A 19,239-nucleotide genomic window follows, 5' to 3' on the forward strand; every position below is an offset into this window, starting at 1 on the left:
GTAAGATATACAAAGTTCGGGGCGATCAAGCTCGACTATGTTTGCATCGTCTGGGGTCAAGTCGGGATTTATAATTGTTAGCGGGTTGATTAAAACTCGAGCTTCTGCGTAAACTGTACTTCAAATAAATTGTTCCAAGCAATCAGGGGGATTGATGGATCGCATTACTGAATCTATAATGAAGCGCTATGCGAAGGAAGCGGGCATTAGTGAGCGCCCAGAGCATCAGCAATTCGAAGCTTTTGCAGGCTCTGTCTTGCTGCGGGCGGAAGTCGGCCATGATCCGGAGACGTCAATTGACGATTTCTTAGCGGGCGATGGAATTCAGGGCTACGACTTGTTTGCTACTGTAATAAACGACGAATTAGTGACCGACGTAATTGCGTTGCAAGAGATATGTGTACGCGCTCGAACTCTGCGCGTGGAGTTTGTTTTTGCTCAGTTTAAAACTTCTCCGTCGTTCAAAACTAGTGACTTTTCAAATTTCGTCGACACTTGCAAAATGATAATAAAAGATTCGAGTGTGTTGGATCGTCGTGAGTTTCCCTCCATCGAGCTTGTATCGGCTGTATACGACAAGGCTGAGATGTTTAAGTTCAATCCTAAACTTTCTCTATTTTATGTAACGACTAGCGGTGTTGGCCCGGAATTGCCTGTAAGGCGAAAAGCAGATAGCTCGAAGTCTGACATCGCGCAACTTTCTTTGACCTCGGCAGTTGATATTCGATTTTTTGGTGCGCCAGCTCTGCAGGCGCGATGGCGGCAGCTTGATCAAGGTACGACGAGGACTATTCGATTTGAGAAGAAGGCATCGATGCCTCAAATTGACGGAGTTGTTCAAGCTTATATAGGTATGCTTCCAGCTGAAGAGCTGCTGAAATTGGTTACAGTAGAAGGATCGCCGACACGAATCTTGAAATCTGTATTTTACGACAACGTCCGTGATTTTCAAGGAAATGTAGACGTAAACTCCAAGATTAGCGAAACGTTAACTGGTGTCGATCGAGCGCGGTTTGCAGTTTTCAATAATGGTGTAACGATCGTTGCACAGGAGATCAATAATACAGGCGATACCTTTAGGTTGCTGGATTATCAAGTTGTGAATGGTTGTCAAACTGTTCATGTTCTACATGAAGCTGCGATGGAGCTTGGCGGCATTGATTCGCTAACCGATGTTTTTGTCCCTGTGAAAATGATCGCGACCAGCGATGTGGAGGTTGCACGAAGTATTGCGCAGGCCACAAATCAGCAAACGCAAGTCACTGCCGAAAGCCTCCTGGCAAATTCGGAAGTGCAGAAAAGAATCGAAGAATATTTCACTGTCATTGATGACACGGACGATTACAAGCTATATTACGAGCGGCGCTTAAAACAGTGGGCTGGAAGTTCTGTTGTTGTCGGAGCTTGGAGGCTTGTGACAATTCGGCAAATGATTCGTTCTTTTGGCTCGGTGTATCTAAATCAACCCCACACAGCGACGCGGTACTACAATGATTTGCGTGACCAAGCGGGTAGTCGAATTTTCATCGCTGGTAATGCGCCGGCGCTTTTCTGGGTGTCAGCTTTGTTGTTTTGCAGAATTGAATTTTTGTTTCGGAACGACAAGATCGACGCAAAGCTAAAGCCCGTAAAATTTCACATGATGTCCGCAATTTCAAGATCAACTTTAAAGGGTAATGTGCCGCACTCTAAGAATAGTGTAGCCGTCGAGAAATATATTGCTGATTTACGTTCATTACTTGCGAGTGATGAGCGGCTCATAAAAGCAATTTCCATATGCGCAGATGTAGCGGTGCGCCATTCCGCTACGGCTTTGTTCGATCGTGACTTTTGTCGGACCCAAGAATCTGCGACGAAGTATTCGATCGCCGCGAGCCGGAGGATACGTATGGAGGATCCAGTCCTGGCTAAACAGAAGTGATTTACCTTGGAGGTCCGTGCGTGTCGGTGTATACCGATTCCTGACGCCGGCGACCGTAGTGTCTGGAACCCAGCGACTTCGCGGCCGCGTCGGAGCGACGCCAAAGGGTTTGGCGCAAGACGTCGAGCGCACGATCGGCGGGGTCGGCGGGGTCGGCGGGGTCGGCGTATCGCGGGAGGCCGGTGGTTACGGAGAAAGTGCTGAGGTCCATCATCGTGTGGCTCTGTTCGTAGACGGTGGCGAGAGGTCGATACGCATCTCGGCCAGCACTTCCGGCTGAGCTTCGAGACCCCGCTTGCGCAGCAGCGCCAGCATGTCTTCCTGGCGCGGCTGGCCGAACGTCAATCGGTACAGCGCCAGGTCGCTCTTCATCCTCTCGAGCCGGGCGATGTCGACGCTGAGCGGGTACGGCGAGAGGTGTCGCTCGATTTTCGCCGGTCCCGGGTACACCCAATGTGGCGCAAAATCCCCAAGATCGGCTTGTTCGTCTGTGCCCAGCGTGTAGGCCGCACGCCAGGGGTTGTTCGTCGCCAGCATGGCGGCTCCGTGGCGGTGGGCGAGGTTGCGGCGGACGGCGTGCCCACCGAAGCGGTCGATGCGCCCTTCGCGCTGCTCGAAGTCGACGGGATTTGCGGGGGTGTTCCAGTGGGTGATAGCCGAGCACCACCAGTGAAAATCAATCCCTTCCTGCCCGACGCTTGTACTTGCCAGCACGAACGGCCAGAACGGGCTGTTGAACGACCTACGTATATCGGGCTGGCGGACATTCTCGTCGGTGTTGCCGCCCCCGTAGCGCAGCGCGAAGCGGCTCGTCATGCGAATGGCGTCGTCCGGATTACCCGGGTCGAATGCCCGGTAGGTCGACGGCAATAATGTCAGCGCGGAAGAGACGGTTTTTGCAGCCTTCATCAAAGAGTCGTTGTCGATCTCGTCTTGGTTCTCGTTGGCAATGTGGTGGAGATACTCATCCATGACAGCCTGCAGGTTGCCTGCCGCGCAGTAGCGGAGCACTTTCTGCCAGTAGGCGCCGTTTTGGTCGAGTTGCTCCAGCAGCACGATGGTGTCAGGCCGGTTGAACAGTGTTCGGAAACCAGCGGCCATGGTGGCCGCGGCGCGCCAGAGCCCGACGTCCGTCACGGCGGGGTGATTGGCCGCAATCCGGTGCAGCGCCCTCCAAGCGATGTTGCCCGGACTGTGGGCCGCCAGCATGGCGACGGTCGGCGCTACGGACGCCATCTCGACGTCGGAACCGCCGCGAATGAGTTCGAGGGCCTCGTCGACGTGTGTGGCTAGGCCGTGCTGGCCAGCTGGGTCGTCAGCATCACCGACCGAGCCTGTACCGAGGGCTTCGATAATGAGCTTGCGACTGTTGAGCCCGTCATCGTCAAGCAGAGCCTGTGGGAGTGAGTCTTCGAACGCGATTGCTGCGCGCGCCGCCTCCGCCACCGCGGATACGCTGTATTTCGACGTCCCCGAGCGCAACCCGCGGGTGAGGTCTGCCTCGAATACCGCGCGCGACAGTGGTACCCGGTCGCGCTGCGCTGCGGCCAGCGGGTCGGCACGTTTCGCAAGTCCCGGCATCGGCCAGAACATCGCCAGGGTGGTCATGGATTCCGCCCGCCCGCCCGCGACGCTGTAGTTCAAGAGGCTGCGTGTGCCGCGGCGCCCGGCTGGGCCCTTATCCTCGCGCTGGGATCCCAACCACGCGGCCCGGCCAGCGCGCTGGCTTAGCAGGCTTGCGATCGCCGTTGGTGTCGCCGACCACGACGAGAACACCAGCCGCTTTGTGATCCCTTGCGCCCACGCTTCGGCGTACGGTCCGCTCGGCTCGAGGTAGCGCAGCGACGGCGGCATCCACAGTAGTTGCCACCAACCGGCATCGACAGTTTGCCGAGCAAGAGCGCGTAGCTTGCCGTTGCCCAGGTCGACCTCGCCGGTACCCGAGGCCGCGGCGGGGTCGAGCCGGGCGAGGGCATGGACAGCGGGACCTAGAGTCTCTGCGTCGTCACCCTTGAGCCGCTTCTTAAGCTGTTCGGAGAGCTTGTACCCGTCGCAGAAGTTCGCGAAGTACGGTGTCGACTTCCAGTACTCCAGGCTTACATCGCCGTCAATGAGGCCTGAGATACGGTGCAGGGCAACGTAGTCGAGAAGGTCAGTAGCCGACAGGTCATCCACGATGTCGACATGCTCAGACAGCATCCCGCCGGCGACGCCGATCGGCCGCTCGCTGCGGCTCATCACCTGCAGCAGCGTCGCCCGCAGCCGGGTGGAGAGCTCGGCGACGGGGCGTCCCTGGGTCACCGCGGTACGGTACTCAGCGAGGTCTTTTGCGACATGGTCGGCGATGTCGGTGTCTAGAAAGGCGATGGTGCGGAGGAAGTCGCGGTGGTGGTCGTCGCCCGACTCCTCGGCGTAAGTGAAAGGCTTATACGGCGTCGCGGAGAGCAACAGCACTCGCGTGTTGGGGTAGGAGAACAGCTGGTCGGCCAGCTCTCCTTCTGGGGTGCTGGCATCGAGCAGCTCGGGGAAGCGCTGGAACTCGTCGAGGATGACGAGGTCTGGGTTCAGCACGCTGAGCCCGGCGCGAGCGAGCTCACCGCGCATATCGCTGATGAGTTGACGTACTTCGTAGGCCATCTCGCTGGGAACATCGCGCTTGTGGCCGAGACGCTCGAGCTGGTCGGTGAAGGTCGCTGTGAGGCCATTGTTCTGACATGCGGCAAGGAACCGGTCCGAGATGACCGGGTCGGGCGGGCCGTCGAGGGAGGACTCCAACTCATCGACGTGATACTCAAAGCGCTCGCGGGACGCAATTCCACCCTGCAGCAGAACCAGCGCAGCGTGGCGGTTCCAACCGGTGAGGTTGGCGACGGTGCGGAGCAGCAGGAAGAGCAGTGCCCTTTCCTCCACCTGGCCGGATTGGTGGCCGGTTCGGAACGACGTCCCCGGGGTGAACGACACCAGGTTGACCTTCACGCCGTTGGCGTCGAGGTCAGGCTGCAGCTCCCGGGTGTATTTGGCCAGGAGGCTTAGCCGGCTGGGTATGCCCTGGTGACGGCCACCGGTGACGTCAAGGCGGGAAAGGTTCTGCGCGGCGAGGTCGCTGTTGGAGCAGACGTAGACCACGTTGATCTGTCCGCGATCTGGCTCGTCCTGGAGCTTCTCGATGGTTCGGGCGATCACGCCACGGGCTACGAGGCTCTTGCCCAACCCGGTCTCGTCGGAGACGAGGAACCGCCGGCGCGAGGCCGGTCGGTCGAGCTGCGCCATTACGTGTTCGACGGTGCGCTGCTGAAACCCCTTGAGCCGTGCAATAACCGGGGCAGCGTCGAAAGTGGTCATCGAGTGGCCTCCGGATTGAGTTTGATTCGGCTGGCAGTGACGACATCCCAGAACGAGGCAAAGCCCTCCGGAAGATTAGCCACCCCGTTTTCGGTGGCCAGCATTCGTTGCACGAGACGGTTGAGGTCGCCAATCGACTCAGGCGAGCGGGCGAGGGCGCGGATGACGATCTCGAAGACCTGAGGTGCCGGCGCAAGTTCACCGCTTGTCCCGGCGCTCGCCCCGCCGAGGCCCACCATTGCCAACGGGTGTGCCTGCCCGAGCCCGAGCAACAGAGCCAGGAAGCGCAGGAACTTCTCCGGCGTGTTGATCTGCGAGGCGAGGACCTCGTCGAGTCTGCCTTCCGGGTCGCCCCGTAGCTCGGCCCGCACCACACACGCGGCCTCACGGCCTGCGCCATCGGTGAGGCTCAGCCGCAGGAACGGGCTGACCTCGATCAGCGGGACACCCTCGACGGTGCCATGGCTGGTACGGCCGTCGTCGACGGTGCAGGCCACACCGGGGTGTGCCAGCGGCTCCACGCGAGCAGTCATTCCCGCGGGCACCGTCGCGCCGTCACGCGTCTCGAAGCGAAGCGAGTAGGCACCATCGGACCGGCCGACCGAGACGACCCATCTCCGGGACGCCAGCACGCGCAGTGCGTTCTCCAGCTGCCACTGGGCCTCGGCGTCGGGATCCGGAAGGGCACCGCCCACGGTGTCGTACTGCTCGAGCATCCCGAGGAACGGCGAGCCCGGATCGAGCATTGTCCCAACCCCGAGGTTCTTCTTGCCCCCGGAGAGCTGAACGAGAATCTCGATGTTGCGGTTAAGCGCGGCATCGGTCGCGTTGGCCGAGCCGAGGAACAGGTGGGCCTGTTGGCCGCGCTCGACGACGACGAGTTTGGCGTGCAGATCGTTGAGAAGCCCAGCAGGCTTGTCGTCCTCGGTGGCGTCCCCGTCGTCCAGACCGGCGACGGTGCTCACTACGTAGGTAGCGTCCAGGCCCTGCACGGTCTCTGGCGCCAAGCTGTCCAGCGAGGCTGCGCGCGAGACCACGGTCGCGCTCTTCGTGCCCGCCGTCAGCTGAGCGAGGCCAGCGTCGTTGAGGAATGGTGAGACCACGAGGTGGCCATACCCGGTGAAGTCCGGGGCGGCCCTCTCATTGGCGACACCGAACACGTGGAAGGCAAGCTCGGTTACGCCTTCAGGTCGCTCCCATTCCATGTAACGGACATCCTCGGCCAGCTTGTCGATGCGGCCTCGTCTGTCTACGGGCACCGGCTGCCGGGTCCTGCCGGGCAACGACCTGACGAGGGCGCTCAACGGTCGGTTGGCCACCGTCGGCCGCGTTCCCCGCAACCCGTCGAGGGTTAGCGAGACGTCCCAGGCGTGGTCCTCGGTGAGGTTGCGGCTGAGAACGACCAGGCGGTACGCATCCGCCTCGTCATCAGCGGTGAACCGCATGAGCCACAGTTTGGGGTGGAAAAGGCCGCCGGGAGGAGCCTGCACCTCGTGAAGCATCGGCTCCAGGAACGCCGTCAGCGCGGTGTAGCGCGATGGAGCCCGCACGTATCCCTCCTGGGCAAAGACATCCACCCGATCTGCGCATGAGCGGACCGCCTCCAGCACGCTCACTGGGTCCGTCGTGCTGCGGACCGCGAAGCTCGCGAACGCCAGTGGAGGCACCAGCGCGGCGGTCAGGTCGAGGGTGAAGGTGGTGCCCACTGCCGCATCCAGGCGATAGCCCACGGGCGGGCGAAGCTGGTCGATCAGGGTTCTGCGGCTGTCAGGCGCCAGCATCGGCGATCCCCTCTCTGATGTCGGCAACGATGCGGCGGACCTGTGGCCAGCGGTAGACCAGCATTGACGTGCCCGACGCCCCAGACCAGGTGCGCAGCAACCGATCATTGACCAACCGAGACTGAGCACCCTTCTGTCGACGCTCCCGTAGGTCGACCAGCGAGCGGACGTCCTTGTCGTCGGCGACGGTGGTTCCCCGCCCGGCAAGGACTGCATCGATCCACTCGTCGACGAACGCACGAGTCTGCGGCCCGATGCGGGGGTTGGTGATGCGCAACAGGTCCCACATCTCGTGGCGGTCCCACGCGCGAAGTAGCTCGCCGTCGTCCTGGACGCTCTCGGCCCAGGTGCGTATGGCTTCCCGGTAGCCGTCGACGGGCTGTGGGTGGGTAGTCAAGCCGGCAGCCTCGTATCGCTCGGCGACGAGCAGATTATAGAGAAGCGCAGAACCCTGCATCACCAGGCTGAAGAGGCGGCCGTGCCTCAGGAGCGTAGCCGGCGGGCCGTCGGCCGAGAGGCAGGCCGGATCGAACCACGGCGGCATGATGTCGTCGGCAGACGGGGTGTCATCGGTGAGCAGGTGAGCCAGCATGGTGCCCGGGACGGCCTCGAGGATGCGCTCCTGCAGCCACCCCGCCTCCGCGGGCAGCAGCGCCATGCCGCCTTCGACCTTCGCGGGAAAGCCCGCCGGTGGGGCGGGCAACGTGGGGTGCCAATCCTGGATGTTGCGGACGGCCAGCTCGTCGTCATCACTGTTGGCGAGCCTGAGGGCCCCCATCATATCCGGCGAGATGTCGCGGTTGAGGATGCCATAGCGGCCTAGCGCGGACCAGTAGATTGCGGACGGCAACGTCTTCACGCTGGGGCCAGCGACGCGCCCGATCAGGCCCTGTCCGGCGCCGATGCCCTCGTCCTTGAGCGCGCCGATGAGCTTGCGCTCCTTGGTGTCGGTCCAGGTGGTGAGTTTGGTGCCGCCGCGGGTCTTGGCGCCCTGGGTGAAGAGCCAGGGGATGAAAAGGAAGTAACGCGCCCGGGTGTGAATGGTCGAGGTGCCGGGGAAGAGCCCGTCGGCGAAAGCATCGCGGATTTGGCCGATGCCGAGCTCGTCGCGGCTCTCCGACTGGGTGTATAGCGCGATGAGCTCACGGACGCGCCGCTGCTCCTCGGCAGACGTGTCGAGCCAGGACAGGGTTGATGGCATGGTTGCTCCCCCTAACGATAGGAACACTAGAGTAAAGGTCGTGCTATCGGACTCGAATAATCTCGTACCCACCCGGTCAGAGGTCGCCCCGAAATTGGTGGTTGCGTTCGGTATAGCGAGAATGGGAGTCGTGGTAGCGCCAAGGACGTACGCCAAAACGCTGCGTGGGCGGAGGAACTGTACGCTGCGCGGAGCGAACTGTTTTCGTGTATCGGCCCGCTCGAATTTCGGCGATCGGAGTCGAGACCGGACCAGTCAAACTGATCGAGTACAAACCGCGCACCATGGTCAGAACCTCACCCCGGCACCTGCCGAGATGGCACTATCGGTTCTGCACGGAGCCTGGAGGCACAAGTTGAGTCTGGGCATGCCGAGTTGTCGGACGTTGCCCAATCCGGAGGGGCTTGAGTCGAATGTCTTCAGGTGATTCCCGCTCAATTCTTGAACGCTTCAAAGAGCACCTGGTCGACGCCAAGTCTCTTGACGTGCTTTCGGACTCGTTCTCCATCTTTGTCTTCGACGCGCTCCGGAAAGAGATGGAGGACGTACCGACACGGCTGCTTCTCCGCAGCGGGTCGCTCGACGAGTTCGCGCTCAATGGGTTGGAGGAGGAGCACGTGCTCCGCGCCCGCTTGGAGCAACAACGTATCGCCCGCGAGTTCTTGACCTGGGCCGAAGACAAGCTTCAGGTCCGGTCACTCAAACGCCGTAGCCGGGACTCTTGGACATTGGTGGACGGGCCGGAAACTTACGCCGTCCATGGCGCAGGATTTGAAGCGGAAAGTCTCGGTCTTGTTGCGTCCTCATCGCTCCTCTTCCCTCGCGAGGTCCACGATGCCGACCAAACTTCAGAGCTGGCTGTCAACTTCGAACGGGTCTGGAACGACCCTGCCGCCTCAAGGCCCTCGCAGGAAGACTTCCTGGATGCCGCGCGCGTACTCGCGCGCGACAATGCGCCTGAGTCTGTTTATCTGCGGATCCTGACGTCGCTGTTCTCGGATTTTGTCGATGAAGCAGGAAAGACCGCTGAGGATCGAGGCCGAACAGGCTTCTTCGACACAGCGGTGTGGTCGAAGCTGTACAAGTTTCAGCGTGATGGGGTTTTAGGTGCGATCGACAAGCTGGACCGTCACAACGGCTGCATCATTGCCGACAGCGTCGGTCTCGGCAAGACGTTCGAAGCGCTCGCAGTCATCAAGTACTACGAACTGCGCAACGACCGGGTCCTCGTTCTTGCACCGAAGAGGCTTAGGGAGAACTGGACGCTGTACCGCGCGAACAGTGCTCGCAACCCGCTTGTTGCAGATCGGCTGAACTACGACGTCCTGAACCACACAGACCTCAGCCGTGAGACCGGCACCTCAGGGGATATCGATCTGGCCCATGTCAACTGGGGCAACTACGACCTCGTCGTGATCGACGAATCCCACAACTTCCGAAACAACCCCCAGGTGAAGGACCGCACCACCAGGTACGAGCGCCTCATGAGCGCAGTGTTCGTGGCGGGGGTAAAGACAAAGGTCCTTATGTTGAGCGCGACGCCCGTCAATACGCGCCTTGCTGACCTGAAGAACCAGGTGCTCTTCGCAACCGAGGGCGACGACAGCGCCCTGGCGGGTAGTGGGATTAAAAGCATCGATAGCACGCTCCGTAAAGCTCAAGGCCGATTCACCATGTGGCAAAACCAGCCCGTGGAGCAGCGCACGACCGATGGGCTGCTCGGTGCGCTCGGCATGGATTACATCCGACTTCTCGACCTCATCACGATTGCTCGGTCTCGAAAGCACATCGAAAAGTACTACGGCACCGCTGATGTTGGCCGCTTCCCCGAACGCATGGCACCAATCAATCTGTCACCTCCGATCGACTCTACCGGTCGGCTGATGCCACTGGCCGACCTCAACGCAGCTATCCTGATGCTCAATCTCAGCGCTTACAAACCAACCTCGTACGTACTCGAGAAGGCGAAGAAGAAGTACGCCGACTTGTACGACCAGAATTTGCGCGGTGGTGGTTCACGGGTCTGGCGGCAGACCGACCGCGAGGACAACATCGTTCACCTGATGCGGATAGGACTGCTGAAGCGATTGGAATCATCCGTCCATTCGCTGTCGATGACGGTAGCGAAGATCCTCGGCAAGGTAGAGGCGGCGATCGCGCGCATCGATGAGTTCGACGCTCGCGGCGAAGCGGGTCTTTCGATCAACAGCTTCAGTGAACTGTCGGAGGTCGATATGGACGACCAGGAGCTGGAAGACGTTGTAGGAGGGAAAGTCCGGGTGTTCCTTGCTGACGTCGACCAGGTCAGGTGGCGGCAGGACCTTGCGGAGGACCGAGACACCCTTCGTGAGGTTCTCGACGAGGTCTCGGCGGTAGATGTGAGCCGCGATGCGAAGCTCGCCGAGCTCAAAGGGCTTCTGCTTGAAAAGGCCAAGAACCCGACGAACGGCGACAACCGCAAGTCACTGATTTTTACCGCATACTCAGACACGGCTGAGTACTTGTACGCCAATGTTGCCGAGTGGTCGGTTGCTGATCTGGGGCTTCATGTAGCCCTGATTACGGGTGGCTCGACCAGGACCACAGCGCCGCTAGCCCGAAACGGTATGCACGAGGTGCTGGCGGCCTTCGCCCCCCGTGCGAAGAATGGAGATCTCGACGGTCCCCGGATCGACGTTGTAATCGCGACCGACACCATCTCAGAGGGGCAGAACCTTCAAGATTGCGACACAGTCGTCAACTACGACATCCATTGGAACCCGGTTCGAATAGTGCAACGGTTCGGACGTGTCGATCGACTGGGAACGACGAACGCCACTGTTCATCTGGTGAATTTCTGGCCGAACATCGACCTTGAGTCGTACATCAACCTGGAGAAGCGAGTCTCCAGCCGTATGTCATTGCTCGACGTGTCCGCGACTGGGGAGGAGAACGTGCTGGACTCGGGTGACACCGGCGCGATGAACGATCTCGATTACCGACGCCGGCAGCTCGAGCAGATGCGCGTCGCCGCACCCACTATGGAAGATCTCGCGGGCGGGTTGAGCATCACCGACCTCACCCTGTCCGACTTCCGCATGGACGCTGCCGCAAGGCCCGCAACCGAGTTGGCGGAGGTCGAGCGCTGGCCGCTTGCCCTGTTCGCAGTCAGCCGGTTCGACAGCGCATTGGCCAACGACGGACTCGCGCCTGGCGCGATCTTCCTTCTCAGGGCCCGCGAGGAGTCATCTGGCGTGCCTGCGGACTACCCGCTCGCGCCCAACTTGCTCGCCTATATCACCGACGACGGAGTCATTGCACATTCCATCGAACAGCCGAAGCTCGCACTTGATGTCCTGCGCCGCCACTCGCTCGCCCAAACCGATCCGGATGCTGACGCGCTTGCCGACTTCAACACGGCGACTCGTGAAGGCCTGGACTTGAGTCATTACCGCGAGCTGCTCGACGTTGCCGTGCGAGCGGTCAACGGTAAGGCCAAGGAAAGTGCCGTTACGTCCCTGTTCTCCGCCGGCGCATCGACATACGGCGATGAGGCACAGACAAGTGGATTGGCCACGGTCGATCTTGTCGCGTGGATGGCACTCGTACCATGAACGCCGGCGAAGTAACCGCTTTCGCGCCGCAGATCGTCCTGGGCCTCTCGCCGTCGGTGCACCAGCCAGGACGAGTCCCCAAGAAGATGTTGGTGGAGCAGGCTGCCTCGCAGCCAGTCGATGCAGCGTTGATTACCCGAGCCGTCGCCCGTGCGACGGTCCAGGCAGTTTTGCGCGCTGACAACTTGAAAATTCCTGCGTATGTTGACGAGCAACGACGCATCGACGACATTGCTGTGTTTCATGTGGAGCTCTCAGACTCAGCCTCATCGGCAGACACGACCAGGCTTTTAGAGCTGCTCCACCGCAGCATGCCCCGCCCATTGATTCTCTTCCTCAGTTCGCCTCGCGACGGCGAATCGGTCTCGCTCGCACTGACACACACTAATCTCGGCGATCCCGAACGCGCTACGTCGGTGATCGACCAGAGTGTCGTCGTTCCGCTGACGAGCATCGCGCCGGGCGGGTTGAGAATCGACAACCTGAATCGCACTGATCTGTGGTCCCTTTATCGCGATCTGGTCCGCGTCGCTGCTGCCAATGGCCACCCCGCATCCCCGTCACTCAGCACCGACGAGGCGCTCGATTTGCGCGGGCGACTCACTGTCCTCAACGCTGAGTTGACGGTCGTTGCCCGCGACGCCAAGAAAGAGAAGAGCCACGCCGGTCGGATCCGGCTCAACACCGAGGCAAGAGAGCTGAGGCAGAAAATTGAAACTGTCGCAGGCTCTCTTTATAGTCCGGCTTCGCCCCAATGATCACTGCCCTGACCGACAATCATTAGAAAGCAGATCCTGTGACTGACGACTTTGCCCCGCTCAACGAACTCGACGGACCGGGCGAGGCAAATCGTAACGTCGCCGAGCTGGCACGGTTGTTCCCCGATGCTGTCGTTGATGGAACAGTCGACCTGGAAGTGCTGCGAGACCTACTAGGCGAGGATGCAGCCTCAACGGCCACCGAGGGTTTCGGTCTGCGCTGGCCCGGTATGGCCGCAGCCCGTCGGTTGTCGACGCTTCCGGCGACCATGACTCTGCTTCCCAAGCCTGACGAGTCGGTCGACTGGGAGGGCACGCGGAACATCGTTATCGAGGGGGACAACCTCGAAGTGCTACGGCTTCTTCGTCGCGCGTACACGAACTCGGTCGACGTGATCTACATTGATCCGCCGTATAACACTGGGAACGATTTTGTGTATGACGACAAGCGTGTCGCTACCCATGCCGAGCACGAGGCTGAGGTGGGGCTGCGCGACGAAGATGGTGCGCTGCAGGCTGGTAGCGGCTCAGACCGCGCCGAGGAACGAAAGACCGGGGCTTCGCTTCATTCGAAGTGGCTTTCAATGATGTATCCGCGTCTTTTGGTCGCACACCACCTGCTCAAAGAGACCGGCGTCATCATTGTCGCCATCGACGACACTGAGCACGCACGGTTAAAGTTGCTCGTCGACCGGATTTTTGGCGCAGAAAACTTCGTTGCCAATCTCATCTGGCAAGGCGGTCGGAAGAATGACTCTCGCTACGTATCGGTCGGCCACGACTATATGCTCGTGTACGCAAAGAATGAAGCCACGATGCGACGTCAAGAAGTTCGCTGGCGTGAGCCTCGGGCCGCGGACGAGACCACCCGCGAGGCAGCTCAGAGGGCGTGGGATGACTCAGGGCAGGATCCAGCGCGCGCGACAGTCTCGATGAAGAAGTGGATCGCGTCCTTGCCGGAAGGACATCCGGCGAAGGACAACAACCGTTTTTATGAGTTTGAGCCTGACGGAAGGGTCTATCGAAAGCGGGATGTCTCGTGGCCAGGGGGCGGCGGACCGCGTTACGACGTACCGCATCCAGTGACGAAGCTGCCAGTGAAGGTACCCAGTAGAGGATGGATCTATTCGAAGCAGGAACGCATGCAGCACGACATCGATGCTGGACTTATTGTTTGGGGTAAGGACCACACTGAGTTTATTAACCGTAAAACTTTTCTTGACTCCGACGAGGGCGTCGTTCCCACGTCAGTCTTTGAGCGTAAGCGAACGAGTGCGTCGAAGAGTCTCGCGAACCTGCTCGACAGTGACGTCTTCCCGTACCCGAAAGACGTCGATGTGCTCGCTCGGTGGATCAATCTTGCCACGCGGGCCACCCCCGACTCTCTTGTCCTCGATTTTTTTGCTGGCTCAGGTACAACGGGCAACGCGTTGATGAACCTGAATTCTTCGGACGATGGTTCTAGGCGGTACATCCTTGTTCAACTCGATGAGGCCGTCGAACATTCAGATTACGTAACGATCGCGGACATCACGCGAGAGCGTCTCCGTCGCGCTGGCAAGCAGACCATTGGGCGTCGCGATCCGGATCAGCCAGTAATCGATACTGGGTTCCGGTCGTATCGTCTTGCGGAGAGCAACGTTAAGCCGTGGGACGGCACGGGTGAACTCGACCTCATTGGGGACGTGGATAACCTCGCCGCTGGGCGAACGAGCGAAGACCTGCTTGTAGAGGTAATGCTGCGACTGGGGATTGACCTTGTCACGCCCGTATCGGCCCGCGAAGTGGCGAACAACACGCTCTACAGCCTGGCGGGGACTCTGTACGCCTTCTTCGGGATGGATGTGACAATTGACATGGCAGACGAGATCGCCAAGGCGATCGTTGATTGGAGGGACGAAGAGCCAGTTGATTCTGACATTACGGTTGTGGTTCGAGACACTGGATTCAGGGACTCCTCCGCTAAGCTAAATCTTGCGGCTGCGCTCCAGCAAGCGGGCATCAAGACGATGCGGAGCATCTGACGTGAAGTTCACCTTCGAGGCGGACCTCGACTACCAGCGCGATGCGATCGATGCCCTCACAGGACTCTTCAAGGGGCAGGAGTCGCTGACGTCGTACTTCACGGTTCAAGCCCATGCCGCTCTAAGCGAGGGGCTCTACGAGGCGTCGGGCGACGAGCTGGGGATTTCGACCCAGGGATACGGCAACCGACTCCGCCTGGTGCCAGAGACCGTCCTACAAAATCTACGTGCGGCGCAGGATCGTATCGGTCTAGCTCCTGAGCCCAAGCTCGACTCGATGAACTTCACCGTCGAGATGGAGACCGGAACGGGAAAGACCTACGTCTACCTTCGCTCAATCTATGAGCTGAACTCTCTGTACGGCTTTACGAAGTTCGTCATCGTCGTACCATCCGTCGCGATTAACGAGGGTGTCGCGACGTCGATAGAAATGCTTCGAGAGCACTTCGGTGCCCTGTACGGGAACCCGCCGATGCTGTGGTTCAAGTATTCCGGCGACAACGTCTCCCGTCTACGGTCGTTCGCGACGTCGTCGGGGATCGAGGTCATGATCATCACGGTCGCGGCGATGAACAAAGCGACCACCAAGATCAACAAGCCGTCGGAGGTTCTCGATTTCGAGGTGCCGATGGACCTCGTGCGCGCAACGAATCCCATCGTCATCGTCGATGAGCCGCAGAGCGTGTACGGCGACGACGGCAATCCGCGAAAGAAGAAGGGCGCTGGTCGGCTTGCCGTGGAAGGTATGAACCCGGCTGCGACGATCCGATACTCGGCCACGCACCCGAAGTTCGACAAGGGCAACCTGATCTACCGCCTCGACGCAATCAGCGCTTACGAGAAGCAGCTGGTGAAGCAGATCGAGGTCGACGACCTCGTCACCGAAGGCAGCGGCGCCGCGAAGTATGTGCGCCTGCTGAGCACCAAGCGCACCGGCACGAAGTTCAGAGCACGTGTGGAGCTTGACGCTGAGACCGCGACGGGCACCAAGCGGAAGGCGTTCACCGTCAGCGTCGGGGATAACTTGGGTGATTACACGGGTCGCGACCTCTACCGTGAACTGGAGGTCAACAGCATCAGCGTGGTTCCAGGAGAGGAGCACGTTCGGTTCACCGACTACAGTGAAGTGAAAATTGGCGAAGCGATCGGCGCCGAGATAGGCCTGGGCGAACGCGCCCGACAGATGATCGCGCAGACCATCCGACAGCATCTGCGCAAAGAAGATGAGTTCGCGCTCCACGGCCTCGAGATCAAAGTCCTCAGTCTGTTATTCGTCGACACGGTGGCGAAATACCGCGTCTACGACGAGAACGGCGAAGCCCAGCCAGGAGAGTATGCATCGATCTTTGAGGAGGAGTACGCCAAGATCGCGTCCGAACCGGAGTTCAACAAGCTCCTGGGTAACAGGCCCGCCGACGCCGTCGCGGCCGAAGCCCACCAGGGCTACTTCTCGGTCGACCGGGGTCGCGGAAGCGTTGAGCGCCTCGTCGACACCAAAGAGACGACCGATAAGGGCCGCCAGCAAGCGGGGCTTGCCTATGAGCAGATCATGACGGACAAAATCGGTCTGACGACGCCGGGCAGCCCGATCCGATTCATCTTCAGCCACTCCGCGCTTCAGGAAGGGTGGGACAACCCCAATGTCTTCCAGATCTGCGTGCTGCGAAACATGGGCTCCGAGCGTTGGCGGCGGCAGAGCATCGGGCGAGGTCTGCGGCTGTGCGTCGACGGCGACGGCAACCGGGTTCGCGGTTTCGACGTCAACCGCCTGACTGTCATAGCAAATGAGTCGTACGAAGAGTTTGCCGAACAACTGCAGCGTGAGCTGGCTGAGGACCTCGGTATAGAGTTCGGCGTCGTCACGATCGACGGTTTTGCCCGGCTCACGTACAAGCCGTTCGGCGCTTCTGAGTCCAAGCCCATCGGGAACGAGACTGGCCGCGAGCTCTTCGCTGCCCTCTTGGAGGCCGGATACATCGACTCGCGCGGGAAAGTTCAGGACAGGCTCCGCGAAGCCATTCAACAAGACACCGAGGAACTGCGTCAGCTGGTCGAGGGTGCCATTGCGGACGAGCGTGGTCGGGCCGAAATTCGTCGGCTGATCAAGAGGATCGCCAAGCCCATCGACGTCAAGAAGGCCGGTTCAAGAATCTCCGTGCCAGTGGTACAGGAGCGACTGGATAGCCCCGAGTTCCGCGCTCTCTGGAATCGGATCCAACACCGCACCGAGTTCCGAGTCGTAGTCGACGAGGCCGCCCTGCGCGACGAGATTGTGAAGGCTTTGCGCGAGATGGCGCCAGTGCCGAAGCGGAAGGGGGAGTGGCTAACTCACGTTGTCGATCGCATCGACCAGAGTGGGTTGAGTGCAGAGACCAGCAACGTGCGTCGCGCCGATGTCAACTACGAGGACAGTCAGAATCTTCCCGACATCCTCTCTGTGCTAGCTGATCGCACTCAGCTCACCCGGGCAACCATTGCTCACGTGCTGACGGATTCGGGAACCCTTCCCCAGTTCAGGCTGAACCCGCAGGTCTACGTGGATCAGGTAACAGCGGTGCTGAACTCGACCAAGTCCCGGTTCCTGATCAGCGGTCTCAGATACGAGCTCGTGGATGAGAGCCGACCGGACCGTGAGCAGCGCTATCCATTATCGTTGCTCGCAGAAGCCGATCTCTCCGGCTACACCGGAAGCGGTGGAAATGTTGTCGCTGATGCCACCAACGAGCCCATCTCCTTCGGCGCGAAGTCACCATACAAATTCTTGGTGGTCGACTCCGGCGTGGAGCGGGAGTTCGCTCTGCGGCTTCAGCAGCGCGAGGACGTCAAGATCTTCGTCAAGCTGCCCGACGCATTCGTCATTCCCACGCCGCTCGGCGACTACAACCCGGACTGGGCGGTGATGGCGGAGCGCCCTAACGGGAGCCAGTACATCGTCTTCGAAACCAAGAGCACAACAGACCTTGAGCTCCTCCGCCCAGTGGAGCGCGGCAAGATTCTTGCAGCCATTCGTCATTTCGATCGGGTAAGAGCCGATGTGGGTTTCGCCGATCTGAAGTTCGCCGTGGTAAATACGATGGAGGCCGCAGACGCTGTTTTCGATGATGTCTCCACCAAGGACTCCGCGCACGGTCAGTAAGCCGCTGGCGATCCGTCTGAGGGGCCTCCGGGGGCCTATGCCTACGCGCTATGCCCAGAATGGCATAGCGCGCGTGGTTGACGAGCTCCGCGGGGACTGAATTGAAAACGGTCCTGAGTTGATACTAAATGCCAACCACGAATATGTGAGCGGTCAAACACGTGAAGGTGGTCGGTCGCTCTCGGTTCATGGAACCCTCATCGAAGTTCGGTTTGATCATGTCGCGATACTGCGTCGGCGCTTGCGCTATTTGGCATCGGACCTTGGGATGGGAGTGACCCGTGAAGGACATTTCGTCCGTGTTGTCGGGCATCGAGCGTGCCGTCAGCAGTTCAATCGATGGCGGTCCCGACCCCGCCGACTTAACCGCACGGTGGTTTGGCGAACAAATCGTGGCGTCGCGGATTGATCTGGCCGAGATGGCGAAGTGGCGCTCTTCCACCGTTATCGATGACAACGCGCAAGCGCCAATGTTCGACGAGCCCATGTTCTCGTGGCTTCATCGCGGCGTGCCAGGTGCATTCGATTCTCCCATCGGGCATGCGGGGCTAATACACGTTTACGGCTACTTGCTGTCCGCGGTCGCAACTCCGTACGGCCTCAAGCGGCAGAGGTGGTTGACCAATGATTTGGCGAAAGCGTTCCGGCTCGAGTCGTCGTTCTTCTTTCCGACTGCTTCGACGGTGCCACTGATGGAACGTGTTGCGTCAGTTGCGTTACCGACATTGACCGATCCGGCAGCAGACAGTCGGACGATTCTGGCTTTCGACGAAGTTATCGATCGTCGACGGCGAATGCGCACTGTGTGCATACGCGACCCCATGACCAATTCGACTGCGCTACTGTATGGCTCGTTTTCGGGTGACGACATCCAGATCGTGACAGCCTTTCCGATTGGACCTTTGACGGCGCGGGCAGCGCAGGATCGTCTTGCAGAGCCCGCGCGGTATCGGTACAACTACGCTCCGGCCGACGCACAGCCTGGTAGCCAGTTCGAAGGAACGATTCAACTGTTGACGTCCGCCTTGTGAGAATTGTGGCGTAACTAGCAGTTCGCTCGCATGGTCGTCGGCGCATCGAGTGCCGGTAGCGGTCGAGAATGGACATAGTCGAATGAAGTGCCGCGCACGACTTCAGAATCAACTTGTCGTGTTCGTCGACGACAGGTGCTCGGCCATGTCTGACAGGTCGATGCGGTACCCTTGCAGCCAAGCGAAATCGACTTGTAAAGCTGTGATTTCGTTTCGGCCCAACCATAATTGGGGAGCCCACAGGCTGGCTGGCATACAGTCCCCGGGCTGACGTGACCACTCGATCGAACTGCGCCGGCCAGTCGATCCATGTCGCCAAGTCGGTGATGGATTCACGGCCGCGGTCTAGGGCTCGTACGACGTTTGACCGCGCGGGCAGCAGCTGAGACTTGCTCGTTTTGCACGATGGGCAGGCCAACACCAAGTTTGCGAGCCCGTCAATGCACACCCTC

General features: G+C 60.1%; 9 protein-coding genes. 6 read left to right on the forward strand and 3 right to left on the reverse strand.

The window, feature by feature from the left end; translation table 11 throughout:
* Positions 1 to 178: 178 nt before the first annotated feature.
* The gene (locus O1W68_RS20315) at positions 179 to 1,921 is read left to right on the forward strand and encodes an AIPR family protein (protein ID WP_269306664.1); all 1,743 of its coding nucleotides are present in this window, start codon (positions 179 to 181) and stop codon (positions 1,919 to 1,921) included.
* Between the two features lie 210 nt (positions 1,922 to 2,131).
* On the opposite strand, the gene O1W68_RS20320 is transcribed toward O1W68_RS20315, so the two are convergent.
* The 3 genes from O1W68_RS20320 to O1W68_RS20330 are packed head-to-tail and all read right to left on the reverse strand — an operon-like array spanning position 2,132 to position 8,245.
* Positions 2,132 to 5,263 (reverse strand): DEAD/DEAH box helicase, encoded by a 3,132-nt coding sequence (locus O1W68_RS20320; RefSeq protein WP_269306666.1) that lies wholly within the window; start codon positions 5,261 to 5,263, stop codon positions 2,132 to 2,134.
* A complete protein-coding gene (locus O1W68_RS20325) occupies positions 5,260 to 7,044 on the reverse strand; it encodes a phospholipase D family protein (RefSeq protein ID WP_269306667.1) in 1,785 nt (594 codons plus the stop codon). The genes O1W68_RS20320 and O1W68_RS20325 overlap by 4 nt, the downstream gene beginning before the upstream one ends.
* Positions 7,031 to 8,245, reverse strand: a complete 1,215-nt coding sequence (locus O1W68_RS20330; RefSeq protein ID WP_269306669.1) for a DUF6361 family protein — start codon at positions 8,243 to 8,245, stop codon at positions 7,031 to 7,033. The genes O1W68_RS20325 and O1W68_RS20330 overlap by 14 nt, the downstream gene beginning before the upstream one ends.
* 413 nt (positions 8,246 to 8,658) lie before the next feature.
* Here O1W68_RS20330 and O1W68_RS20335 point away from each other — a divergent pair, with 413 nt between their 5' ends.
* The 5 genes from O1W68_RS20335 (at position 8,659) to O1W68_RS20355 (ending at position 18,787) form a co-directional block, all read left to right on the forward strand.
* Positions 8,659 to 11,838, forward strand: coding sequence for a helicase-related protein (locus O1W68_RS20335; protein WP_269306671.1), 3,180 nt, complete (start codon positions 8,659 to 8,661; stop codon positions 11,836 to 11,838).
* Positions 11,835 to 12,596, forward strand: coding sequence for a DUF4391 domain-containing protein (locus tag O1W68_RS20340; protein WP_269306672.1), 762 nt, complete (start codon positions 11,835 to 11,837; stop codon positions 12,594 to 12,596). Before O1W68_RS20335 ends, O1W68_RS20340 begins: the two co-directional genes overlap by 4 nt.
* A 38-nt stretch (positions 12,597 to 12,634) precedes the next feature.
* Entirely contained in the window at positions 12,635 to 14,620 is a 1,986-nt protein-coding gene (locus O1W68_RS20345; protein ID WP_269306674.1) for a site-specific DNA-methyltransferase, read from the forward strand.
* 1 nt (position 14,621) lies between these two features.
* Positions 14,622 to 17,756 carry a restriction endonuclease gene (locus tag O1W68_RS20350; protein ID WP_269306676.1) on the forward strand — a complete coding sequence of 1,045 codons (3,135 nt, stop codon included), beginning with the start codon at positions 14,622 to 14,624 and terminating at the stop codon, positions 17,754 to 17,756.
* 392 nt (positions 17,757 to 18,148) lie between these two features.
* Positions 18,149 to 18,787 carry a hypothetical protein gene (locus tag O1W68_RS20355; protein ID WP_269306677.1) on the forward strand — a complete coding sequence of 213 codons (639 nt, stop codon included), beginning with the start codon at positions 18,149 to 18,151 and terminating at the stop codon, positions 18,785 to 18,787.
* The last annotated feature ends 452 nt before the right edge of the window (positions 18,788 to 19,239 follow it).

Source organism: Rhodococcus sp. H36-A4, assembly GCF_027158005.1.
Lineage (GTDB): Bacteria > Actinomycetota > Actinomycetes > Mycobacteriales > Mycobacteriaceae > Rhodococcoides.

Bases quoted from the DNA above. Each gene is read 5' to 3' on its own strand.
- O1W68_RS20335 (WP_269306671.1), top strand. From the start codon at position 8,659: ATGTCTTCAGGTGATTCCCGCTCAATTCTTGAACGCTTCAAAGAGCAC.
- O1W68_RS20315 (WP_269306664.1), top strand. From the start codon at position 179: ATGAAGCGCTATGCGAAGGAAGCGGGCATTAGTGAGCGCCCAGAGCAT.
- O1W68_RS20330 (WP_269306669.1), bottom strand. From the start codon at position 8,245: ATGCCATCAACCCTGTCCTGGCTCGACACGTCTGCCGAGGAGCAGCGG.
- O1W68_RS20320 (WP_269306666.1), bottom strand. From the start codon at position 5,263: ATGACCACTTTCGACGCTGCCCCGGTTATTGCACGGCTCAAGGGGTTT.
- O1W68_RS20325 (WP_269306667.1), bottom strand. From the start codon at position 7,044: ATGCTGGCGCCTGACAGCCGCAGAACCCTGATCGACCAGCTTCGCCCG.
- O1W68_RS20340 (WP_269306672.1), top strand. From the start codon at position 11,835: ATGAACGCCGGCGAAGTAACCGCTTTCGCGCCGCAGATCGTCCTGGGC.